Source organism: Citrobacter sp. GW821-FHT07H02, assembly GCF_059418505.1.
In genome coordinates this window covers 463,648-486,560 of record NZ_JBWKPZ010000001.1, presented here as the reverse complement: position 1 = coordinate 486,560, position 22,913 = coordinate 463,648, and the positions used below count along the sequence as shown (strand labels likewise).

Here is a 22,913-nt window from a genome sequence, read left to right as displayed (position 1 = left end):
CTTACTTGTACCTGATAGCCGGATTAATGGCGGCGTAGAGCACATCCACCACTAAATTGATAAGAATAAATTCCAGAGAAAACAGCAAGATCTCAGCCTGAATCACCGGATAGTCGCGCATTTCCACCGAGTCTACCAGCAGGCGGCCAAGCCCCGGCCAGTTAAACACTTTCTCGACGACAATAGAGCCGCCAAGCAAAAAGCCAAACTGTAGCCCCATCATGGTGACAACCGGGATCATGGCGTTACGCAAACCGTGTTTTAGCACAACCCAGGTTTCGCTCACCCCTTTCGCGCGGGCGGTACGCATGTAATCTTCACTGAGCACATCGACAAACGACGCGCGAGTGAATCGCGCCATCACCGAGGCGACCGCCGCGCCCAGCGTGACAGACGGCAAAATGTAGTGCAGCCAGGTGTCTGCGCCGACCGTGGGCAACCAGCCCAGTTCGACGGAAAAGACCTGCATTAGCAGCATGCCAAGCGCAAACGCCGGGAAAGAGATCCCCGTGACTGCCAGCGTCATGCTCACTCTGTCCGGCCAACGGTTACGCCAGACTGCGGCAATAATCCCGGCCGTCATCCCAAACATAACGGCCCAAACCATGCTGGTGATGGTCAGCCAAAACGTCGGCATAAAGCGGCTGGCGATCTCTTCTGAGACCGGGCGGCGGGAAACCATCGACGTCCCAAAGTCCCCCTGGAGAACGTGGGTGATGTAATGCCAGAACTGAACATGTAGCGGTTGATCAAGGCCAAGCTGCTGGCGCACCAGTTCAATCACCTGCGCATCGGCCTCCGGTCCGGCAATCAGCCGTGCCGGATCGCCGGGTAACAGATGGACAAATAAAAACACCAGCACCGCGACAATCAACAGGGTTGGAATTAACCCCAGCAGACGCTTGAGAACATAACTAAACATCAGACTCCCTGCGTCTGCCCCTGAACATCAGGGGCAGAATATATGGCTTACTTCAAATCCGCATCTTCAAAACTGAAACCCGTGTCCGGCATAATCCAGAAACCGGTCAAATTTTTACTGTGTGCTGAAACCAGTTTTTCGACAACCAACGGCACCCACGGGGACTCTTTCCAGATGATGTCCTGCGCCTCTTTGTACAGGCGCGCTTTCTCCGTTGGGTCATTGGTTTTCAGCGCGTCCGCCAGATCGCTGTCGACCTGCTTATTGCTGTAGAACGCGGTATTAAACAACGTTGGCGGCCAGTTTTGCGACGCGAACAGCGGCGACAGCGCCCAATCGGCTTCCCCCGTGGAGGCGGTCCAGCCGGTGTAGAACAGTCTTACTCCGCTCTCTTTTTGCCCTTTACCTTCCACTTCCGCCGCGCGCTGCCCGGCATCCATCGCCGTCACCTGCGCTTTAATGCCGACCTGCGCCAGCTGTTGTTGGGTAAACTGCAGCACTTTTTGCGCGGTACTGTGATTATGCGACGACCACAGCGTGGTGCTAAAACCATTCGGATAACCCGCTTCTTTTAACAGTTCACGCGCTTTTGCCGGATCGTACGGCCACGGCGTGTAGCTTTGCGCAAACGCAATCGCTGGAGGCAGCACACCGGTGGCAGGCGTTGCATAACCGGCAAACGCCACTTTCACCAGCGCCTGACGATTAATGGCGTAGTTGAGCGCTTCGCGCACTTTGGCATTATCAAACGGTTTCTGCGTGATATTCATGCTGATGTAACGCTGCATAATAGAGGGACTGGCGACCAACTCCAGGTTTTTGTTTTTTTCCAGCAGCGCGGCCTGCTCGTAAGGGATTGGGAAGGCGAATTGCGCCTCGCCCGTTTGCAGCATGGCCGAGCGCGTGTTGTTGTCCGCCACTGGCCGCCAGGTGATGCTGTCTAACTTAGGTAACCCTTGCTGCCAGTAACCGGTGAATTTCTTCACTTTGACGAAATCAGTCTGGTTCCAGGTATCCAGTTCATACGGGCCAGTACCGACCGGATGGAATCCAATCTCGTTACCGTATTTTTCCAGCGCCTTCGGGGAGATCATCGCCGTCGCCGGATGCGCCAGGATATTGATGAATGCAGAAAACGGTTGTTTCAGCGTGATGTTCACCGTTGCGGGATCCACCACCTCTGTTTTCGCGATGTTCTTGTACAGGTTATAGCGTTTGAGATGGCTTTCCGGATTGCTTGCCCGGTCCAGATTGGCTTTTACCGCCGCCGCATTAAAGTCGGTGCCGTCCTGAAACTTGACCCCCTGACGCAGTTTCACGGTGTAGATCAAACCGTCGTCGGACACGCTGTAGCTTTCTGCCAGCACGTTTTTAAGTTTCATATCCTTATCAAGGCCAAACAGTCCCTGATAAAACGACTTCGCCACCGCCTGCGATAAGGTGTCATTCGCGTCATACGGGTCGAGCGTCGTGAAATTGGAGCCGACCGCCACCACAACATCTTTCGCAGCAAACGCAGGCGACGCCGTCAACGCCGAGGCAACGCCTGCTGCAACCAGCCAATTACGGGCAACAAATTTTGTCATATTATTCTCCTGAAACCCTGTGTGTCTGAGTGTTATAAACGCGAAAGCGCATTTTCCGGCTGCACACGCGCAACGTAATGACCCGGCCCAACCAACTGCAACGACACGGGCGTAATCTGCTCCCCACGCTTACGAATATTACTGGGGATATCATCAGACAGCAGCACTCGTTGTGGCCGATGTCGGGAAGGATCGGCCACCGGGACGGCCGCCATTAACTTCCGGGTATAAGGATGTTGCGGATTCTCAAACAGGGCGCGGCGAGGGCCAATTTCCACGATTTGCCCCATGTACATCACCGCTACGCGATGGCTGATTCTCTCAACCACCGCCATATCGTGGGAGATAAACAGATAAGCGATCCCCATCTCCCGCTGGAGATCGAGCAACAGATTGATGATCTGCCCGCGAATAGAGACATCCAGCGCGGAGACGGCCTCATCGGCAATGATCACCTTTGGATTGAGCGCCAGTGCGCGAGCAATACAGATACGCTGACGCTGACCACCGGAAAACTCGTGCGGATAACGCCAGGCATGTTCCGGACGCAAGCCGACACGTTCAAGCAGCCAGGCCACCCGCGACGCTGCCGCATCGCCTTTTAGCACGCCATGAACGTGCAGCGGCTCCATAATGGAGTATCCCACCGTCTGGCGAGGATCCAGCGAGGCATAAGGATCCTGAAAAATGAACTGGATATCCCGGCGCAGCGGCTGCAATTTACTCGCCGGAAGGGTGTCAATACGCTGACCGTTGAAGGTAATTTCGCCGCGTTGTGATTCCACCAGCCGTAACAGCGCGCGTCCGGTCGTGGATTTGCCACAGCCGGACTCCCCCACCAGCGAAAGCGTCTCCCCCGGCCAGAGATCAAAGCTGACATTTTCTACGGCATGGACTTCCCGGGTCACCCGGTTAAAGATGCCGCTTCGCAACGAAAAACGCGTCACCAGATTACGCACCTGCAAGATAGGTTCGCCTGCGACGACCGTATCCTGCGCTGTCTGCGGTTCGCGCTGTTGTGGATCGTTGGGTGAAATGAGCGGGAAACGACGCGGAAACGCCTGCCCGTTCATCGCCCCCAGTTGCGGTACTGCCGCCAGTAACGCTTTGGTATACGGGTGTTGCGGCGCATGAAAAATCTGCTCAACGCTGCCGGTTTCCACGGCCTCGCCCTGATACATCACCAGTACCCGATCGGCGACGTCAGCCACTACCCCCATATCATGAGTGATAAAAATCACCCCCATCGACATATCCTGCTGCAACACTTTGATCAATTGCAGGATCTGCGCCTGAATCGTGACGTCCAGAGCCGTCGTCGGCTCATCCGCAATCAACACGGCCGGGCGACACGACAGCGCCATCGCGATCATCACACGCTGGCGCATACCACCGGAAAGCTGGTGCGGATAACGGGATAAAATGGCGTTTGCCTCGGGGATACGCACCTGGTCGAGCATCCGTTTGGCTTCCGCCATCGCCTCTTCGCGACTGGCGCCCTGATGCAAGCGGATCGACTCGGCGATTTGCTCTCCCACGGTAAAGACCGGGTTGAGCGAGGTCATCGGCTCCTGAAAGATCATGGCGATATCCGCACCGCGCACGCTCTGCATCTGAGACGCATTTTGCTCGCCCAGCTCAATCACCTGACGATTACGCCGGCGCAGAAGCATTTCATCACACTGAATCTCCCCTCCGGCCTGCTCAATCAGGCGCATCAACGACAGCGCGGTGACCGATTTTCCCGACCCCGACTCGCCGACAATCGCCAGCGTCTCTCCACGCTTGAGGCGAAACGAAAGATTGCGCACCGCGCTTACGCGTTGCTGCTCTTGTGAAAACGCAATATTCAGATTGCTGACGGCCAGTACATCGCTGGCGTCCAGTTCGTCACTGTGTGGCAACGGTGTCCCCTTTTTCCCGGTAGATCCCCGTGGTTGGCGTATCCCCGGCATATCCCCAGGCACGATACATGCCTTCGCAGTTAAACGGCAGGGCGACATTTCCTTCATGATCGATGGCGATTAATCCGCCGCTACCGCCCAGCGCCGGTAATTTTTCCATCACCACCCGCTCGCAGGCGTCGGCAAGGCTGAGTCCGCCGTAATCCATCAGCGCCGCAATATCGTAGGCCGCCAGCGTGCGGATAAACACCTCACCGGTTCCCGTACAGGACACCGCGACGCTGGCATTATTGGCATAGCACCCCGCGCCCACCAGGGGGCTGTCGCCGACGCGTCCAGGCAATTTATTGGTCATGCCGCCGGTTGACGTCGCCGCCGCCAGATTGCCGTATTGATCCAGTGCAACTGCACCGACAGTGCCCATTTTTTTCATTTCATCCAGCGGCGCGCCGCTGTGGTCGAGCGCCGTTTCGCCTGCGGCACGTGCCGCCAGCAACTGTTCGTAACGTTGGGGAGTCGAAAAAATATCAGGTGAAACGCGTGCCATCCCCTGCGAAAACGCAAAATTTTCCGCCCCTTCGCCCATCATCATGACATGTGGGCTATGCTCCATCACCAACCTGGCGGCAAGCACCGGATTACGCAACTGGCTCACCCCGGCGACGGCACCGGCTTTTAGCGTGTTGCCATCCATGACGCTGGCATCCAGTTCGTGGGTTTCATCCCGGGTAAACACCGCGCCAATACCGGCATTAAATAAAGGGCACTCTTCGAGCAAGCGCACCGCTTCCGTCACCACATCAAGCGCGTTTTCCCCCGCTTCGAGCATCCTTTGCCCTGCTTCAACAATATCGGACAGCGCCCGGATGTAGCGCTGCTCTTGCTCCTGGCTCAATTGCGCGCGGGAAATGGCGCCTGCGCCGCCGTGAATCGCAATGACTGCTTTGCCCATTTTTGTCGTCCATTAACGGTGGCACACACTTTTGCTATAAATATCAGAATTATTGTGAATTCTTCATTCGATTTTTGAATATAGAAAGATGCAAGCAGCATGTAAAGGTTAAGCCCGAGGTGGCATACAGTCTGCTGGCATTTTCTGACATAATAGACGGATTCGAATTTGCCCCGCAGGAGTATTTCCATGGAATTTACCGCCGGATTAATGCCGCTTGAATCGGCACTCACGCAAATGTTATCGCGCATTACCCCTCTTACTGCTGTCGAAACGCTGCCGCTGGTTCAGTGTTTTGGTCGCATTTTGGCAAACGACGTTGTCTCTCCCCTCGATGTGCCGGGATTTGATAACTCGGCGATGGACGGCTATGCGGTTCGTTTAGGCGATCTGGCCTCCGGTAAGCCGCTTCCTGTGGCCGGTAAAGCCTTTGCCGGGCAGCCTTTTCAGGGTGAATGGCCTGCACATACCTGTATCCGTATTATGACTGGCGCTCCCGTCCCCGCAGGCTGCGAAGCGGTGGTAATGCAGGAACAAACAGAACAAACGGACGAAGGCGTACGCTTTACGGCGGAAGTCCGCGACGGGCAAAACATTCGCCATCGCGGAGAAGATATTACCGCTGACGCCACTGTATTTGCGGCGGGAACGCGCCTGACCACCGCAGAACTGCCGGTACTGGCCTCGCTGGGTATCGCCGACGTCCCGGTGGTACGTAAAGTGCGCGTGGCGCTGTTCTCGACAGGCGATGAACTGCAACTGCCGGGTCAGCCGCTGGGCGACGGGCAAATTTATGACACCAACCGTTTAACGGTGCATCTGATGCTGGAACAGCTCGGTTGCGACGTTATCAACTTAGGCATTATCCGCGACGACCCGCACGCCTTACGCGCCGCATTTGCGGAAGCGGACAGCCAGGCAGATGTGGTGATAAGCTCCGGCGGCGTCTCCGTTGGCGAAGCGGACTACACCAAAACGATTCTGGAAGAGCTGGGCGAAATTACGTTCTGGAAACTGGCCATTAAGCCCGGTAAACCGTTCGCCTTTGGCAAACTCAACAATAGCTGGTTCTGCGGTCTGCCGGGAAACCCGGTCTCCGCCGCGCTGACGTTTTATCAACTTGTTCAGCCACTGCTGGCCAAACTCAGCGGCAATACCGCATGCGGACTGCCCGCGCGCCAGCGGGTGCGCACCGCCTCTCGTCTGAAGAAAACCCCCGGGCGTCTCGATTTTCAGCGCGGCGTGCTACAGCGCACCGCCGAGGGCGAACTGGAAGTCACCACCACCGGACATCAGGGTTCGCATATTTTCAGCTCCTTTAGCCTGGGGAACTGCTTTATTGTACTGGAGCGCGATCGCGGCAATGTTGAAGCGGGCGAATGGGTGGAAGTCGAGCCGTTTAACGCGCTGTTTGGAGGTCTGTAATGGCTGAGCTCAGCGACCAGGAGATGATGCGCTATAACCGGCAAATCATTCTGCGTGGCTTCGATTTTGACGGGCAAGAAGCCTTAAAAGCGGCGCGCGTGCTGGTGGTCGGGCTGGGTGGACTGGGATGTGCGGCCACGCAATATCTGGCAAGTGCAGGGGTCGGCAATCTGACATTGCTCGATTTTGATACGGTGTCGGTCTCCAATTTGCAGCGTCAGACGCTGCACAGTGACGCGACGGTCGGGCAACCCAAAGTCGAATCCGCCCGTGACGCGCTGATGCGTATTAATCCGCATATCATTATCTCCCCGCTTAACGCCCTGCTGGAGGATGAAGCCCTCCATGCGCTGATCGCTGAGCATGACCTGGTGCTGGACTGTACCGATAACGTCACGGTGCGTAATCAGCTCAACGCAGGTTGCTTCGCCGCAAAAGTGCCGCTGGTTTCCGGCGCGGCTATCCGCATGGAAGGCCAAATTACCGTCTTCACCTGGCAAGACGGTGAACCTTGCTATCGCTGTCTGAGTCGTTTGTTCGGCGAGAACGCGCTGACCTGCGTGGAAGCGGGCGTTATGGCGCCGCTGATCGGCGTGATTGGCTCGTTGCAGGCCATGGAGGCGATTAAATTACTGGCGCAGTACGGAAAGCCTGCTTCCGGCAAAATCGTCATGTATGACGCCATGACCTGCCAGTTCCGCGAAATGAAGTTGATGCGCAATCCGGGCTGTGAGGTGTGCGGGAAGTAAATAAGACCGGGTGAGCATGACGCCCACCCGGTATCAGAACTTACAGAGAGGTCCGCCCGAAGGCTCCCTGCCAGTCGTGCTCAAATTTCTTCACCGCAGCATCCACCGCCGGAGAGCTGATCAGCTGCTGGGCGACATCCAGTGGAAGAGTAATAGACTCACACCCTACCAACAGGCAATCCAGCGCCTGACGCGGCGTTTTGAAGCTGGCCGCCAGGACTTTAGCGTGCGGCGCATGCATGTGCAGCAGTTGCTGAAGTTCATTGACCGTCTGAATACCATCACCGCCCTGCGCATCGAGACGGTTCACGTACGGCGCAACGTAATCCGCTCCAGCCAGCGCTGCCAGCAGCCCTTGCGCAGCACTGTAAACCGCCGTACCCAGCGTAGGGATACCTTCAGATTTCAGCAATTTAATGGCGGCCAGACCTTCTGAGGTGACCGGGATCTTCACCACGATGTCAGGGATAATCGCCCGCAGCAGGCGCGCATCGCTGACCATTCCTTCTGCCGTGGTGGCCATCACCTGGGCAAACAAACGTCCTTTACCGCCCATCGCTTCATATAACTCAGGCAATAACACGTCCAGCGACGTTTTACCTGCGGCCACAATGCTGGGGTTGGTGGTGACACCCGCCAGCGGAAAAACGCGCGCCAGGGCTTTCACGGCATCGACATCAGAAGTGTCCAGATAGAGTTCCATAATCATTCCTCAAACTGTGAGATTTAGCATGGATTCACGATACCACGGCAAAACTGCTCAGTTAGTTGACCTGCGTCAATATAACTTTCATTCGAAAGTAATTTAATCTTTATACGAAACAAGAGGGCCGTTTTATGATTTTCAACATTCAGCGCTATTCCACTCACGATGGCCCAGGTATACGAACCGTGGTGTTCCTCAAAGGCTGCTCCCTGAGCTGCCGCTGGTGCCAGAACCCGGAGAGCCGCGCACGTACGCAGGATCTTTTATACGATGCGCGTTTGTGCCTGGAAGGGTGCGATCTTTGCGCTCAGGCAGCCCCAGGTGTGTGCGAGCGTACGCTGAATGGCCTGCTGATCCACCGTGAAAAACTGAACGACGCCCATATCAATGCGCTCACCGACTGCTGCCCGACACAGGCGTTAACCGTGTGCGGCGAGATGAAAAGCGTGGAAGAGATCATGGCCACCGTGTTGCGCGATAAACCCTTTTACGATCGCAGCGGCGGTGGAATTACCCTCTCCGGCGGCGAACCGTTTATGCAGCCGGAACTGGCGGCCGCGCTTTTCAAAGCCAGCCATGATGCAGGCATTCATACTGCCGTTGAAACCTGCCTGCATGTGCCCTGGAAATACATTGCGCCCTCATTACCGAATATCGATCTGTTTCTGGCAGACCTGAAGCATGTAGCCGACGCGCCGTTCAAACAATGGACCGATGGCAACGCCGCCCGGGTGCTGGAAAATCTGAAAAAAGTGGCTGCCGCAGGGAAAAAAATCATTATTCGCGTGCCGCTGATTCAGGGCTTTAATGCCGATGAAGAGGCGATAAAAGCCATTACCGATTTTGCCGCCGACGAGCTGCACGTCGGTGAAATCCATTTTCTGCCCTACCACACGCTGGGCATCAACAAATACCACTTACTCAGTCAACCCTACAACGCCCCAGACAAACCGCTTGATGCGCCTGCGCTGCTCGACTTTGCGCAACAGTACGCCAGCACGAAAGGTTTGACCGCGACTTTACGAGGATAATTCCCATGACCACACTGAAACTGGATACACTCAGCGACCGCATCAAGGCACACAAAACTGCGCTGATCCATATTGTGAAACCGCCGGTATGTACCGAACGCGCCCAGCACTACACCGAGATGTACCAGCAGCATTTGAATAAGCCTATCCCGGTTCGTCGTGCTCTGGCGCTGGCGCATCATCTGGCGGAACGTACCATCTGGATCAAACACGACGAGCTGATCATCGGCAACCAGGCAAGTGAAGTCCGCGCTGCGCCTATCTTCCCGGAATACACCGTCTCGTGGATTGAAAAAGAGATCGATGACCTCGCCGATCGTCCGGGTGCGGGTTTTGCGGTCAGCGAAGAGAACAAACGCGTGCTGCATGAAGTCTGCCCCTGGTGGCGCGGACAGACCGTTCAGGATCGCTGCTACGGCATGTTTACCGATGAGCAAAAAGGTCTGCTGGAAACGGGGATCATCAAGGCCGAAGGCAACATGACCTCCGGCGATGCGCATCTGGCGGTCAACTTCCCGCTGGTGCTGGAAAAAGGGCTCGATGGCCTGCGCCACAAAGTCGACGAACGTCGTTCCCGCATTAACCTCACCTGTCTGGAAGATCTGCACGGCGATCAGTTCCTGAAAGCGATTGATATCGTTCTCGACGCGGTGAGTCTGCACATCGAGCGCTTTGCCGACCTGGCGCGCGAAATGGCGGCCACCGAAACGCGCGAAAGCCGCCGCGACGAACTGCTGGCCATGGCGGAAAACTGCGATGTGATCGCTCACGAACCGCCAAAAACCTTCTGGCAGGCGTTACAACTGTGCTACTTCATCCAGCTCATTCTGCAAATTGAGTCTAACGGCCACTCCGTCTCGTTCGGTCGTATGGACCAGTATCTCTATCCGTACTACCGTCGCGACGTCGAGCTGAACCAGACGCTGGATCGCGAGCACGCCATTGAACTTCTGCACAGCTGCTGGCTGAAACTGCTGGAGGTGAACAAAATCCGCTCCGGCTCCCACTCCAAAGCGTCTGCCGGTAGCCCGCTGTATCAGAACGTCACCATTGGCGGTCAGAATCTGGTTAACGACCAGCCTATGGATGCGGTTAACCCGCTCTCCTACGCTATTCTGGAATCCTGTGGTCGTCTGCGTTCAACGCAGCCAAACCTCAGCGTGCGCTACCACGCCGGGATGAGCAATGACTTCCTCGACGCCTGCGTACAGGTGATTCGCTGTGGTTTTGGGATGCCAGCCTTTAACAACGACGAAATCGTTATTCCGGAATTTATTAAACTCGGCATCGACCCGCAGGACGCCTACGACTACGCGGCAATCGGCTGTATCGAAACCGCCGTTGGCGGCAAATGGGGTTACCGCTGCACCGGGATGAGCTTTATTAACTTTGCGCGCGTGATGCTGGCGGCGCTGGAAGGCGGTCGTGACGCCACCAGCGGGAAAGTCTTCCTGCCGCAGGAAAAAGCGCTCTCTGCCGGTAACTTCAACAATTTCGACGAGGTGATGGAAGCCTGGGATACCCAGATCCGCTACTACACCCGTAAATCGATCGAAATTGAGTATGTGGTCGATACCATGCTGGAAGAGAACGTACATGACATTCTCTGTTCGGCGCTGGTCGATGACTGCATCGAGCGGGCGAAAAGCATCAAGCAAGGCGGCGCGAAGTATGACTGGGTTTCGGGTCTGCAGGTGGGTATCGCCAACCTGGGCAACAGCCTGGCCGCAGTGAAAAAACTGGTCTTTGACCAGGGTGCGATTGGTCAACAACAGCTGGCGGCGGCACTGGCTGACGATTTCGAAGGGCTGACCCACGAGCAGCTGCGTCAGCGTCTGATCAACGGCGCGCCGAAGTACGGTAATGATGATGATAGCGTCGATACTCTGCTGGCCCGTGCTTACCAGACCTATATCGACGAACTGAAACAGTACCATAACCCGCGTTACGGTCGTGGCCCGACGGGTGGCAACTACTACGCCGGTACGTCCTCTATCTCTGCCAACGTGCCTTTTGGCGCCGCGACAATGGCAACGCCGGATGGCCGCAAAGCCCACACGCCGCTGGCGGAAGGTGCAAGCCCCTCTTCTGGTACTGACCACCTCGGACCTACGGCGGTGATTGGATCCGTCGGCAAACTGCCGACCGGCTCCATTCTCGGCGGTGTGCTGCTCAACCAGAAGTTGAATCCAGCCACCCTGGAAAACGAGTCCGACAAGCAGAAGCTGATGATCCTGCTGCGCACCTTCTTTGAAGAGCACAAAGGCTGGCATATTCAGTACAACATCGTTTCGCGTGAAACCTTGCTGGAAGCGAAAAAGCACCCGGACCAGTATCGCGACCTGGTCGTGCGTGTGGCAGGCTATTCCGCCTTCTTCACCGCACTCTCTCCGGATGCCCAGGACGATATCATCGCCCGTACCGAACATATGCTGTAAACGGACGATGGCATAAGAGTTGTAGGCCGGATTAGGCGTTCACGCCGACATCCGGCAGCCACTCCTCACGATTGCCGGATGGCGCTGACGCTTATCCGGCCTACAGCGTCTGTACCCCTCTCACTTTCATTCGTAATTAAATTTGTGCTTCAGGTCACATTGTTATTAGAATGTTGCTAGTCGCAGTAATATTCTGGAGAGTAATGTATGACCGTAAAAGTTATCGTCACCGATATGGACGGGACTTTTCTCGACGACGCCAAGCAGTACGATCATGCGCGTTTTATGGCGCAGTATCAGGAACTGAAAAAACGCGATATTGAATTTGTCGTCGCCAGCGGCAATCAGTATTACCAACTCATCTCCTTCTTCCCCGAGCTCAAAGATGAAATCTCTTTTGTCGCCGAAAACGGTGCGCTGGTTTTTGAGCATGGCAAACAGCTGTTTCACGGCGAATTGACCCGCCACGAGTCGCGCATCGTGATTGGTGAATTGTTAAAAGATAAACAGCTCAATTTCGTCGCCTGTGGTTTGCAAAGCGCGTACATCAGCGAAAACGCCCCCGACGCCTTTGTGGCGCTGATGTCAAAACACTATCACCGCCTGAAACCGGTGAAGGATTATCACCACATCGATGACGTGCTGTTTAAATTCTCACTGAATTTACCGGATCAGCAGATCCCTATGATGATCGACACGCTGCATACCGCACTGGACGGTATTATGAAACCGGTCACCAGCGGATTCGGCTTTATAGACCTGATCATTCCGGGTCTGCATAAAGCCAACGGCATTAGCCGCCTGTTAAAACGCTGGAATTTGTCACCGCAAAATGTGGTCGCCATCGGTGACAGCGGCAACGACGCGGAAATGCTGAAAATGGCACGCTACTCGTTTGCCATGAAGAACGCCGCAGACAGCATCAAAGCCCTCTCTCGCTATGCAACTGACGATAATAATCACCAGGGCGCGTTGAACGTTATTCAGGCCGTACTGGATAAAACCGCCCCGTTCAATGAATGACTCATCAATCCGGAGCGTTGTGATTTAATGCTGGTTGGTTCAGCACTGACCAACCAAAAAGCAATAAGGCATTTACCCTGCAGATTCAACATGCTGGTTTTGCGAAGGGTTCCGTTCACTTTATGTTCCTCGCTTCTCTGGCATTTCATGTCCCGTGAACGGGTTAAGGGTGCTATCGCCGCACCCTTAACAATCCCGGCTCCCGGCAGGAAAATTGCCGCTTCGCGGTGTACCTCCGCTTATTCCTCCAGGCTACCGGGTCGGGCGCGAGGTAACGTCCGTGTAAAACGCGCCCTGAACCCGCATCCCTGCGGGTTCCCCGGCCTTACGGAAACACGTCGACAATTTTCGGCCGGACTCTCCCCACACCTGACCATCTGAGTTGTTGTTTAAACAGCCAGACGGAAACCACTGAAAGTCAGAATGCTGAAGCGACACCACGGTCCGGCTGAAAATCGATGCGACGTTGACGACTGGCCGGGGCGGCCCGCAGGGAGGCGGCGGTGAGTCACCATTCACCAGAGTAAAAGGTTCTCCCTAATTCCAGAACGCCCCCCCTTAGCGTATTGCGCTCAAATTTTTCTTCCTCTCTCTGCATTCTTTTCACACTGTCGAAAATTTCAACTTGCATTAACTTATTTTTAACTTAAAGTATCATTTGTAAGTTACATTTCTTTCGAATGAAAGTTTAAGTGAGGTGTTTATGGCTCTTACCTTTACCAGCGATACGTTACCCGCCGACCACAAATCCGCTATCCGGCAGATGAAAAAAGCGCTGCGAGCACAAATCGGTGATGTTCAGCAGGTTTTTGACAAACTCAGTGATGTGATTGCAACCCGCGTGGCGGACATTAATGCGCGTAAAGCATGCGGCGAAACTGTCTGGCCTGAACTCACTTACGCCGACATGAAAGCAGGTCGCATCACAAACGCCCAGCGAGAAGAGATTAAACAACACGGCTGCGTGGTCATTAAGCAGCATTTCCCGCGGGAACAGGCGCTGGACTGGGATCAGTCCATGCTCGACTACCTGGATCGCAACCATTTTGACGAGGTGTATAAAGGCCCGGGCGATAACTTTTTCGGGACACTGTCCGCCTCCCGACCGGAAATTTATCCGATCTACTGGTCACAGGCGCAAATGCAGGCGCGTCAAAGCGAGGAGATGGCTAACGCCCAGTCGTTCCTCAACCGTTTGTGGACCTTTGAAAGCGACGGTAAGCAGTGGTTTAACCCGGATGTGAGCGTTATCTACCCGGATCGTATTCGCCGCCGCCCGCCGGGAACAACCTCAAAAGGGCTTGGCGCGCATACCGACTCTGGCGCCCTGGAACGCTGGCTGCTCCCTGCGTATCAACAGGTCTTCGCGCAGATGTTTGGCGGCAATGTCGATCAGTACGATCCGTGGAACGCTGCGCACCGTACCGACGTGGAAGAGTACACTGTAGAGAACACCACCAAATGTTCGGTGTTCCGTACTTTCCAGGGCTGGACCGCGCTTTCCGATATGTTGCCCGGTCAGGGATTGCTGCACGTGGTGCCGATCCCGGAAGCGATGGCGTATGTCCTGTTACGCCCTCTGCTGGATGATGTTCCGGAAGATGAACTGTGCGGCGTCGCGCCAGGCAGAGTATTGCCCATTTCTGAACAATGGCATCCGTTGTTGATTGAAGCGTTAACCAGCATTCCACAACTGGAAGCCGGTGACTCTGTCTGGTGGCATTGCGACGTCATTCACTCCGTGGCACCCGTTGAAAACCAGCAAGGCTGGGGTAACGTGATGTACATCCCCGCAGCGCCTTTGTGCGAAAAAAATCTGGCTTACGCGCACAAAGTCAAAGCAGCACTGGAGAAAGGCGCCTCGCCGGGCGACTTCCCCCGCGAGGATTATGAAACCAACTGGGAAGGACGCTTTACGCTCGATGATTTGAATATTCACGGTAAGCGCGCGCTGGGTATGGCTTAATCGTCATACAGCCCTTCTCTCTCTACGGCGGTGCGTCGTTTTCCCTGACGTATCCGCCGGACAGATTCGCGGATTGCCAGCGAACCATTGAGCAACAGCGTACCGACCGGCGCATCGGGGCGCATCAGCCGCTGCTGGAGCATATGCACGGCCTCTATTGCCAGCGCATCGCGCGGGACATGAACAGCAGTTAAGAGAACATCCTGAATCGTCGCCAGATTAAATCCGTCGATACTCATTACCGAGACATCCTGCGGCACACGCAACCCCTGCTTTTGCAGTGCGCTGATCGTCCCTGCGGCCATAAAATCACCGCCCACCAGAAACGCTGTCGGCAGCGCTTTGGCTGGCGTGTGCTTCAACCATTCGCTTACCTGCAGCTCCGTTTCTTTCGCGCTGAAACTGGGCACCACTAGCAAATCGCGTTGATCATTAAACGTCAGATTATGCGACTGCCAGGCATCGCGAACGCCCGCCAGCCGAAGTTCCATCGTGTAACGACGAAGACAGAACACGTTCATGATTTCCCGGTGGCCCATCTCAAACAGATAGTCAGCCGCCAGCTCGCCAATCGCGCGATGGTCAGGCGCGACCGCAGGCAAACGCTGTCTTCTGTCGCGACAGTTGATCAACATACAGGGTTTCCCGACATCCACCACCAGATCATGAATATGCGGATCATCGATACCCAGCAGCATGACTGCCTGCGTTTCCGGCTCGTTAATACGCGTCAGAAAAAGCTGGGCATCGCTGTCCAGCTCTTCCAGCGCGCAATAGCGTAGCCTGACCTCATGGGAAACCAGCCCTTTACTTAAACTTTGGAGCACCCGGTAGTAAAAGATGTCGGACCGCTCATCAAACGCCCGTTGTGGCGCAAAAACCAACAGGTTATTGAGCAGCAGCCGCCCCGCCGCCATACCGTCCATCACCCCCAGTTCCCGCGCGCAGGCCAGTACCTTACTGCGTGCTTTTTCACTGGTGTTGGCCTTCCCCGCGAGCACCCGGGAAACGGTGCTGATGGAGAGCTGCGTACGGGCGGCAATTTCGGCGATTTTGAGCCTTTTATCCATTTTGTGATCTCGCTCCATCGGGCAAATGAAAAAATTTTCATAACCCTGAGATTAAGCAGTAACGGGTGTCCGGCGCATCATGACAAATAAAAGACAATCGTTATGAGAAAGCTTGCACAAAATCCGCTATTACCCACCTCTTTTCTCCCTTAAGGTGAATTTGTTACACCACTCCCATACTAGTTGTATGTCAGCTTTAGACCATAAAACAGATACATATCAAATCGATACAAATCTGTATGACAACTGGAATGAATTTTCCCTATATCGTCCGTCTTGTGGAGAAAGAAATGAGTCAGGACATTAACAACACAGTTACGGCAAGCAAAACCCGCCGTGTCATGAAAAACTTGCGCTGGTATATGCTGGTGCTGTTTTTACTTGGCGTCACAGTTAACTACATCACGCGAAACTCGTTAGGTATTCTGGCCCCGGAGCTCAAAGACAGTCTGGGTATTACCACCGAACAATACTCCTGGATCGTTGGCGCCTTCCAGCTCGCTTACACCCTTTTCCAGCCCCTGTGCGGCTGGCTGATTGATGTGATCGGCCTGAAGCTCGGCTTTATGATCTGCGCCTGTTTGTGGGCCATTGCCTGTATCGCTCACGCTGGCGCCGGGAACTGGCTGCATCTGGCTATTCTGCGCTTCTTTATGGGCGGTGCCGAAGCCGCTGCCACCCCGGCCAACGCCAAAACCCTTGGCGAATGGTTCCCGAAAACCGAACGCCCGATTGCCGCTGGCTGGGCAGGTGTGGGTTTCTCAATTGGTGCGATGTTAGCGCCGCCAATTATTTACTTTGCCCACGCTTCTTTTGGCTGGCAGGGTGCATTTATGTTCACCGGCGTGCTGGCGCTGCTGTGGGTGATTCTGTGGTGGGCGTTCTACCATAACCCGGAAAAACACCCGAATCTCGGCAAGGACGAGCTGGCCTGGATCAAGCAGGACAACGAGCCCGCGCCCGTAAAACAGCCCTTCTTCACCGCGCTGAAAGGCGTCGCTAAAAACAAACGTTTTTATGGTATCGCCATCCCGGCATTTATGGCGGAACCGGCATGGGCAGTGTTCAGTTTCTGGATGCCGCTCTACTTCGCCAAAGAATACAATATGGATCTCAAGCAGATCGCCTTATTTGCCTGGCTGCCGTTTCTCGCCGCTGATCTGGGCAGCGTGGCAAGTGGCTATCTGACCAAACTCTATACCCGCCTGTTCGGCTACTCACGCGTTAACTCAACCATCGCCAGCTCCGTCACCGGCGCATTTATGATGATTTCGCTCGCCGCGGTGGCGATCACCCGGGATCCGATTGTTGCCGTGATCCTGATGTCCATCGGCGGCTTCGGGCATCAGATCATCTCCTGCATGCTGAGTGCGCTGGTCGTGGAGTCATTTGATAAAGGTCAGATGGCGACCGTCAACGGCATGCGCGGTTCGGCGGCGTGGATCGCCAGTTTCCTGTTCTCCCTTTTGATTGGTGTTACCGCTGACAAAATCGGCTTTAACCCACTCTTCATCGCCATGGGCTTCTTCGACCTGATTGGCGCTATTTTCCTGGTGGCATTTATTGCTGAACGTCGCGCCAAGCGCGCTTGATAGTGGATGTATTGCATATGAAAACCCTGAAGAACTGGATCGTTGATAAGCAATCAGCGCATCATCTGGAGCTGCTGGTGGATAACCAGCACCGCGTATGCCTGTATGTACTGGAAGAGAATCTGTTCCGCGTACTGATTAAGCGTAAAGGCGCGCTGGCGCTGGACAGAACCTGGAGCATCGCACCTAAACAAGATGTGCCCTGGGAGGGGCGCCATCGCGATGACCTCAGCGGCTTTAGCTGCCCGGCGTGGACCCTGGAGCAGCAGGACGAAACCGTGACGATCAGCACTGAACAGCTGCGCGTCACCGTCCACCAGCCGCTGTGGCTGGAGTGGCATTATCGCGATGAGGCGGGCGACTGGCAGCCGCTGGCGAGCGATCGCAGCACCAGCGCCTATCTGCTGAATGCCCACGGCGACGGCGTGGCGCACTATCTGAGTCGCCGAAAAGATGAACGCTTTTACGGGCTGGGTGAGAAAGCCGGTAATTTACAGCGCAACGGTAAACGCTATGAGATGCGCAATCTGGATGCGATGGGCTATAACGCCGTCAGCACCGACCCGCTGTACAAACATATTCCCTTCACCATAACCCGCCGCGACGACGTGAGCTACGGTCTTTTTTATGACAACCTGAGCAGCTGCTGGCTGGATCTGGGTAATGAAATTGACAACTATCACACCGCGTATCGCCGCTGGCAGGCGGAAGCTGGTGATATCGATTACTACATGTTTACCGGCAAGCGGGTGCTGGACGTGACCAAAGCGTTTGTGCGTCTGACAGGAAAAACGCTGTTCGGACCGAAGTGGAGTCTGGGCTACAGCGGCTCGACCATGCACTACACCGACGCGCCGGACGCGCAAAACCAGCTGATGAACTTTATTCGCCTGTGCGAAGAACACGCGATTCCGTGCGACTCATTCCAGCTTTCTTCTGGCTATACCTCGATCAACGGCAAGCGCTACGTCTTCAACTGGAACTACGACAAAGTGCCGCAGCCGAAAGTGATGTCCCGCGCATTCCATGACGCAGGGCTGAAACTCGCGGCCAACATCAAGCCGTGCTTGCTGCAAGACCATCCGCGCTATAACGAAGTGGCGGAAAAAGGTCTGTTCATTCGTGATTCAGAAACGAATGCGCCGGAACGCTCCAGCTTCTGGGACGATGAAGGGTCTAATCTCGATTTTACCAACCCGCAGACTATTCAATGGTGGCAGGATGGCGTGACGACCCAGTTGCTGGAGATGGGCATCGACTCGACCTGGAACGACAACAACGAGTTTGAAGTGTGGGACGGCGAAGCCCGCTGTCACGGTTTTGGCCAGGAAATCGCCATTAAGCACATTCGCCCGGTGATGCCTCTGCTGATGATGCGCGCCTCTATGGAAGCCCAGCAGCGCTTTGCCCCGGAAAAACGCCCGTATCTGATCTCGCGCTCCGGCTGCGCCGGGATGCAGCGCTACGTCCAGACCTGGAGTGGCGACAACCGCACCAACTGGGACACGCTGCGCTACAACACAAGAATGGGGCTGGGGATGAGCCTTTCCGGCCTGTTTAACGTGGGGCACGACGTAGGTGGTTTTTCTGGCGACAAACCGGATGCAGAACTGTTCGTACGCTGGGTACAGAATGGCGTGATGCACCCACGCTTTACCATTCACTCCTGGAATGATGACCATACGGTCAATGAACCGTGGATGTACCCGGGTGTGACGCCCGCCATTCGCGGTGCAATTGAGCTGCGTTATCGCTTACTGCCCTATTTTTATACCCTGCTCTGGCAAGCCCATGCCGACGATGAGCCGATGCTGCGCCCAACGTTCCTCGACCATGAGCATGACACGCAAACCTTCGAAGAGTGCGACGATTTCCTGCTTGGCCGCGATATTTTAGTCGCAAGCGTAGTTGAAGAGGGCCAGCGCCAGCGCCGCATCTGGTTACCGGATAACGAAACAGGCTGGTACGATTTTTACACTCATGAATGGTTCTCTGGCGGCCAGTGGATTACCCGCGATGCCCCGCTGGAAAAACTGCCGCTGCTGGTACGGGCAGGCGCCGGTTTACCGCTGAGCGAACGCATCACCCACGTCAGCGCAGAAAAAGATGATACGCGCGAGCTGAAACTCTTCCCCGTGAAGGGCACAGGTACGACGACCGGTATGCTGTTTGAAGATGATGGCGAGAGCTGGAATTATCAGCAAGGCAATGCGCTGTGGCTTACGTGGGAGATGCGTTGCAGCGCCAGCGCGATCCATGTGAACTTCACCCGTAAAGGCCACTATCAGCCCGCGTGGCACAAACTGGCCGTTACGCTGGTGGGCAATGACCCACGCACCGTGTTTATCGATGGCAAAGAAGTTTCACGAGACGATGCGCATTTTTGCCTCTCCACCTCCACATTGCAGTGACATCAACGGTGAGTTCCACCTTGTACGGTTCTTACCTGTTAACAGAGACGCCCACGACGGGCGTCTTTGGGAGAGTCGGACATGAATGGACCCCTTCACGGAGTTTTTATGAACAAGACTATCTTAGCTGTCGTTGTCTCGCTTGCCGCCTTCACCGCCCCTTCAACCTTTGCCGCCGAAGGCTTCAAACCCAATTACGATGAAAGTAAAACAGGCACCCTGTCGCTGCCGCAGGCAATTCCGGCGGGCACAAAGGATGCCAGACTCACATGGGAAACAACGCGGCGTAGTGAAATTTTAAATCTGTTTCATGACAACGTGTACGGCAAAACTTTCACGTTTAAGCAGGTGAAAGTTATAAAAACATCGGCAAAGCATCCCTTAACGCTTTCCAAAGGCTATTGGCAGACCGTGGATTTATCGCTGGACGGTCGGCCTGCGCAATTGCTGATGTATATGCCTGATTCCGCCAAACCGGTGCCGGTATTCGTCGGGTATAACTTCTGCGGCAACCACGGGGTGACGTTCAATCCTGCACTGCCTGTTTCCACGCAATGGGCGAATCCGCTGGTCTGCGGCAGCAAAGTCGACCCCACACAGGTCACGACGCTGCACAATACCTTCACCCCCGCCTCGCGCGGCGTGCGCGCCTATCGCTGGCCATTCGATGACATCGTGTCGCAAGGCTTCGGTGTCGCCACCCTGTATTATGGTGACGTCGTCGCCGATAACCCTGCTGATTTTAAACGCTTTATCCAAACCAGCCGTCCCGGTGAAGCGGTGGGAGACTATTCCGCGATTGGCGTCTGGGCCGGCGGTTTAAGCGCCGTCGCGGATTATCTGCAGACCCGTAAGGATGTCGACAGCGACCGTCTGGCGGTCATCGGTCATTCGCGGTTGGGCAAAACGGCACTCTGGGCAGGCGCCAATGATTTGCGTTTTCGCTACGTCATCGCCAACAACGCCGGTGAAGGCGGCGCGGCGCTGGCACGCCGTAACTATGGCGAAACGCTGGCGTCAATCACCACCGATTTCCCGCACTGGTTCTCGGTCAAATACGCGAGCTATGCCAATAACATTGATGCGCTACCCGTAGACCAGCATATGTTGATCGACCTGATCGCCCCCCGTCCGGTGTATGTCGCCAGCGCGAAAGAGGATCAATGGTCAGATCCCAAAGGCGAGTTTTTATCTGTTGTGGCCGCCAAAAGCGTCTATCAGCTTTATACCGATGATATTTTCACAACCGACCAACAGCCAAAAACAGGACAGCCGTTACACAGTCGTCTGAACTATCACTACCGGGAAGGGGTTCACGATCTCTTTCATTACGACTGGCAGCAGTATCTGGACGTCGGTAAGAAATATTTGCAGGAAGACACGTCGGTGTCGAAGCGTTAAGTATGGGGTTTGTCACCTTCCCCAGACCACAAGCCGGGGGAAGGTCTCAGGAAAAATGCCCAATGTTGCATTGGGCATTACTCAGGCAGTATTAGAGCCTGATTATTCGACGCCTTTGCTACGCAGGTAATCTTCGTAGTTACCGGTGAAGTCGATCACGCGTTCCGGCGTAATTTCGATCACGCGGGTTGCCAGCGAGCTAACGAATTCGCGGTCGTGAGAAACGAAGATCAGCGTGCCCTGATACATCTCCAGCGCCATGTTCAGCGATTCGATAGATTCCATATCCAGGTGGTTGGTCGGTTCATCCATCACCAGAATATTCGGTTTCTGCATCATCAGCTTACCGAATAGCATGCGCCCTTTTTCACCACCGGACAGCACCTTAGCGGGCTTTTTGATATCGTCCTGGCTGAACAGCAGACGACCAAGGAAGCTACGAACAACTTGCTCGTCGTCACCTTCCTGTTTCCACTGACTCATCCATTCGAAAACGGTCAGATCGTTTTCGAACTCATATTCGTGATCCTGCGCGTAGTAGCCAATTTGCGCATTCTCAGACCATTTAACGGTGCCATTATCCGGCGCCATGTCGCCTACCAGCGCTTTCAGCATGGTCGATTTACCCACGCCGTTCGCCCCCAGGATGGCAACCTTCTCGCCCACTTCCAGCAGTAAATTGAAGTTTTTAAACAGCGGACCGTTATCAAAGCCTTTGGCCAGCGCTTCCACTTCCAGCGCGTTACGGAACAGTTTCTTGTCCTGTTCGAAACGGATGAACGGGTTCTGACGGCTGGAAGCCTTCACTTCGTCGAGCTTGATTTTATCAATCTGACGCGCACGTGACGTTGCCTGACGCGATTTCGAGGCGTTGGCGCTAAAGCGGCTAACGAAGGACTGCAGATCGGCAATCTGCGCTTTCTTCTTGGCGTTATCGGCCAGCAGACGTTCACGCGCCTGGGTTGCCGCCGTCATGTACTCGTCATAGTTACCGGGATAAACACGCAGCTCGCCGTAGTCCAGATCCGCCATGTGCGTACAGACCATGTTCAGGAAGTGACGGTCGTGCGAGATAATGATCATGGTGCTGTCGCGGTCGTTCAGCGTCTGCTCCAGCCAACGAATGGTGTCGATGTCCAGGTTGTTGGTCGGTTCATCAAGCAGCAGGATGTCCGGGTTTGAGAACAGTGCCTGCGCCAGCAGCACACGCAGCTTCCAGCCGGGAGCGACTTCGCTCATCGGGCCGTAATGCTGTTCTACCGGAATGCCAACACCCAGCAGCAGTTCACCAGCACGTGACTCAGCAGAATAGCCGTCCATCTCGCCGTATTTCACTTCCAGATCGGCCACTTTATAGCCGTCTTCTTCGCTCATTTCCGGCAGCGCGTAAATGCGATCGCGTTCTTGTTTCACTTCCCACAGTTCAGCGTGGCCCATGATCACCGTATCCAGTACAGTGAACTCTTCGAACGCAAACTGATCCTGACGCAGCTTACCAATACGCTCATTGGGATCGAGGGAGACGTTACCCAGCGTCGGCTCAAGGTCGCCGCCGAGGATTTTCATAAAGGTGGATTTACCGCTACCGTTCGCGCCAATCAGGCCGTAACGGTTGCCGCCGCCAAATTTGACGGAAATATTTTCAAACAGCGGCTTACTGCCGAACTGCATGGTGACGTTGCTGGAAACTAACACTGGCGTATCCTGAGAAAAATATGTGACAAACCGCATATTATG

16 protein-coding genes are annotated in these 22,913 nt (G+C 55.1%); 9 read left to right on the top strand and 7 right to left on the bottom strand.

Features of this window, described 5'->3' with window-relative positions:
* Nucleotide 1: 1 nt before the first annotated feature.
* The 4 genes from gsiC to iaaA are packed head-to-tail and all read right to left on the bottom strand — an operon-like array spanning nucleotide 2 to nucleotide 5,364.
* Nucleotides 2–922 (bottom strand): glutathione ABC transporter permease GsiC, encoded by a 921-nt coding sequence (gene gsiC, locus AC07NP_RS02255; protein WP_192611691.1) that lies wholly within the window; start codon nucleotides 920–922, stop codon nucleotides 2–4.
* A gap of 47 nt (nucleotides 923–969) precedes the next feature.
* Nucleotides 970–2,508, bottom strand: a complete 1,539-nt coding sequence (gsiB, locus tag AC07NP_RS02250; RefSeq protein ID WP_494659438.1) for a glutathione ABC transporter substrate-binding protein GsiB — start codon at nucleotides 2,506–2,508, stop codon at nucleotides 970–972.
* A gap of 32 nt (nucleotides 2,509–2,540) precedes the next feature.
* Entirely contained in the window at nucleotides 2,541–4,412 is a 1,872-nt protein-coding gene (gene gsiA, locus AC07NP_RS02245; protein ID WP_494659437.1) for a glutathione ABC transporter ATP-binding protein GsiA, read from the bottom strand.
* Nucleotides 4,399–5,364 carry a beta-aspartyl-peptidase gene (gene iaaA / locus AC07NP_RS02240; RefSeq protein ID WP_494659436.1) on the bottom strand — a complete coding sequence of 322 codons (966 nt, stop codon included), beginning with the start codon at nucleotides 5,362–5,364 and terminating at the stop codon, nucleotides 4,399–4,401. The genes gsiA and iaaA overlap by 14 nt, the downstream gene beginning before the upstream one ends.
* A 189-nt stretch (nucleotides 5,365–5,553) precedes the next feature.
* On the opposite strand from iaaA, the gene moeA reads away from it, so the two are divergent.
* Together moeA and moeB are read left to right on the top strand one after the other, a co-directional pair.
* Nucleotides 5,554–6,789 carry a molybdopterin molybdotransferase MoeA gene (gene moeA, locus AC07NP_RS02235; RefSeq protein ID WP_494659435.1) on the top strand — a complete coding sequence of 412 codons (1,236 nt, stop codon included), beginning with the start codon at nucleotides 5,554–5,556 and terminating at the stop codon, nucleotides 6,787–6,789.
* Nucleotides 6,789–7,538 carry a molybdopterin-synthase adenylyltransferase MoeB gene (gene moeB, locus AC07NP_RS02230; protein WP_494659434.1) on the top strand — a complete coding sequence of 250 codons (750 nt, stop codon included), beginning with the start codon at nucleotides 6,789–6,791 and terminating at the stop codon, nucleotides 7,536–7,538. Before moeA ends, moeB begins: the two co-directional genes overlap by 1 nt.
* 40 nt (nucleotides 7,539–7,578) lie before the next feature.
* On the opposite strand, the gene fsa is transcribed toward moeB, so the two are convergent.
* Nucleotides 7,579–8,241: a fructose-6-phosphate aldolase gene (fsa, locus tag AC07NP_RS02225; protein WP_301696285.1), complete on the bottom strand. Its 663-nt coding sequence runs from the start codon at nucleotides 8,239–8,241 to the stop codon at nucleotides 7,579–7,581.
* A gap of 134 nt (nucleotides 8,242–8,375) precedes the next feature.
* On the opposite strand from fsa, the gene AC07NP_RS02220 reads away from it, so the two are divergent.
* The 4 genes from AC07NP_RS02220 (at nucleotide 8,376) to AC07NP_RS02205 (ending at nucleotide 14,702) form a co-directional block, all read left to right on the top strand.
* Complete coding sequence (locus tag AC07NP_RS02220) at nucleotides 8,376–9,275, top strand: glycyl-radical enzyme activating protein (RefSeq protein ID WP_494659433.1); 900 nt, start codon at nucleotides 8,376–8,378, stop codon at nucleotides 9,273–9,275.
* Nucleotides 9,276–9,280: 5 nt separating this feature from the next.
* The gene (locus tag AC07NP_RS02215) at nucleotides 9,281–11,713 is read left to right on the top strand and encodes a glycyl radical protein (RefSeq protein WP_203358373.1); all 2,433 of its coding nucleotides are present in this window, start codon (nucleotides 9,281–9,283) and stop codon (nucleotides 11,711–11,713) included.
* A gap of 207 nt (nucleotides 11,714–11,920) precedes the next feature.
* Entirely contained in the window at nucleotides 11,921–12,736 is an 816-nt protein-coding gene (locus tag AC07NP_RS02210; RefSeq protein ID WP_494659432.1) for a Cof-type HAD-IIB family hydrolase, read from the top strand.
* Between the two features lie 703 nt (nucleotides 12,737–13,439).
* Nucleotides 13,440–14,702, top strand: a complete 1,263-nt coding sequence (locus AC07NP_RS02205) for a DUF1479 domain-containing protein (RefSeq protein WP_494659431.1) — start codon at nucleotides 13,440–13,442, stop codon at nucleotides 14,700–14,702.
* On the opposite strand, the gene AC07NP_RS02200 is transcribed toward AC07NP_RS02205, so the two are convergent.
* Nucleotides 14,699–15,772, bottom strand: coding sequence for a LacI family DNA-binding transcriptional regulator (locus AC07NP_RS02200; RefSeq protein WP_494659430.1), 1,074 nt, complete (start codon nucleotides 15,770–15,772; stop codon nucleotides 14,699–14,701). The two genes, AC07NP_RS02205 and AC07NP_RS02200, sit on opposite strands and share 4 nt — an antisense overlap.
* Before the next feature lie 290 nt (nucleotides 15,773–16,062).
* On the opposite strand from AC07NP_RS02200, the gene AC07NP_RS02195 reads away from it, so the two are divergent.
* The 3 genes from AC07NP_RS02195 to AC07NP_RS02185 all read left to right on the top strand — a co-directional run bounded on the left by AC07NP_RS02195 (nucleotide 16,063) and on the right by AC07NP_RS02185 (nucleotide 21,176).
* On the top strand, nucleotides 16,063–17,364 hold the full coding sequence (locus AC07NP_RS02195) for an MFS transporter (protein WP_203358377.1): 1,302 nt from the start codon (nucleotides 16,063–16,065) through the stop codon (nucleotides 17,362–17,364).
* A 17-nt stretch (nucleotides 17,365–17,381) separates the two neighbouring features.
* Entirely contained in the window at nucleotides 17,382–19,775 is a 2,394-nt protein-coding gene (locus AC07NP_RS02190) for a glycoside hydrolase family 31 protein (protein ID WP_494659429.1), read from the top strand.
* Between the two features lie 108 nt (nucleotides 19,776–19,883).
* The gene (locus tag AC07NP_RS02185) at nucleotides 19,884–21,176 is read left to right on the top strand and encodes a glucuronyl esterase domain-containing protein (protein ID WP_494659428.1); all 1,293 of its coding nucleotides are present in this window, start codon (nucleotides 19,884–19,886) and stop codon (nucleotides 21,174–21,176) included.
* A 102-nt stretch (nucleotides 21,177–21,278) separates the two neighbouring features.
* Here AC07NP_RS02185 and AC07NP_RS02180 read toward each other — a convergent pair whose 3' ends face one another.
* Nucleotides 21,279–22,871, bottom strand: coding sequence for an ABC-F family ATPase (locus tag AC07NP_RS02180; protein WP_203358380.1), 1,593 nt, complete (start codon nucleotides 22,869–22,871; stop codon nucleotides 21,279–21,281).
* Between the last annotated feature and the right edge of the window lie 42 nt (nucleotides 22,872–22,913).

What these genes read in the sequence shown, in the direction of transcription:
- gsiC (WP_192611691.1), bottom strand. Translation starts at nt 922, where the DNA reads ATGTTTAGTTATGTTCTCAAGCGTCTGCTGGGGTTAATTCCAACCCTG.
- gsiB (WP_494659438.1), bottom strand. Translation starts at nt 2,508, where the DNA reads ATGACAAAATTTGTTGCCCGTAATTGGCTGGTTGCAGCAGGCGTTGCC.
- iaaA (WP_494659436.1), bottom strand. Translation starts at nt 5,364, where the DNA reads ATGGGCAAAGCAGTCATTGCGATTCACGGCGGCGCAGGCGCCATTTCC.
- moeA (WP_494659435.1), top strand. Translation starts at nt 5,554, where the DNA reads ATGGAATTTACCGCCGGATTAATGCCGCTTGAATCGGCACTCACGCAA.
- moeB (WP_494659434.1), top strand. Translation starts at nt 6,789, where the DNA reads ATGGCTGAGCTCAGCGACCAGGAGATGATGCGCTATAACCGGCAAATC.
- fsa (WP_301696285.1), bottom strand. Translation starts at nt 8,241, where the DNA reads ATGGAACTCTATCTGGACACTTCTGATGTCGATGCCGTGAAAGCCCTG.
- AC07NP_RS02220 (WP_494659433.1), top strand. Translation starts at nt 8,376, where the DNA reads ATGATTTTCAACATTCAGCGCTATTCCACTCACGATGGCCCAGGTATA.
- AC07NP_RS02215 (WP_203358373.1), top strand. Translation starts at nt 9,281, where the DNA reads ATGACCACACTGAAACTGGATACACTCAGCGACCGCATCAAGGCACAC.
- AC07NP_RS02210 (WP_494659432.1), top strand. Translation starts at nt 11,921, where the DNA reads ATGACCGTAAAAGTTATCGTCACCGATATGGACGGGACTTTTCTCGAC.
- AC07NP_RS02205 (WP_494659431.1), top strand. Translation starts at nt 13,440, where the DNA reads ATGGCTCTTACCTTTACCAGCGATACGTTACCCGCCGACCACAAATCC.
- AC07NP_RS02200 (WP_494659430.1), bottom strand. Translation starts at nt 15,772, where the DNA reads ATGGATAAAAGGCTCAAAATCGCCGAAATTGCCGCCCGTACGCAGCTC.
- AC07NP_RS02195 (WP_203358377.1), top strand. Translation starts at nt 16,063, where the DNA reads ATGAGTCAGGACATTAACAACACAGTTACGGCAAGCAAAACCCGCCGT.
- AC07NP_RS02190 (WP_494659429.1), top strand. Translation starts at nt 17,382, where the DNA reads ATGAAAACCCTGAAGAACTGGATCGTTGATAAGCAATCAGCGCATCAT.
- AC07NP_RS02185 (WP_494659428.1), top strand. Translation starts at nt 19,884, where the DNA reads ATGAACAAGACTATCTTAGCTGTCGTTGTCTCGCTTGCCGCCTTCACC.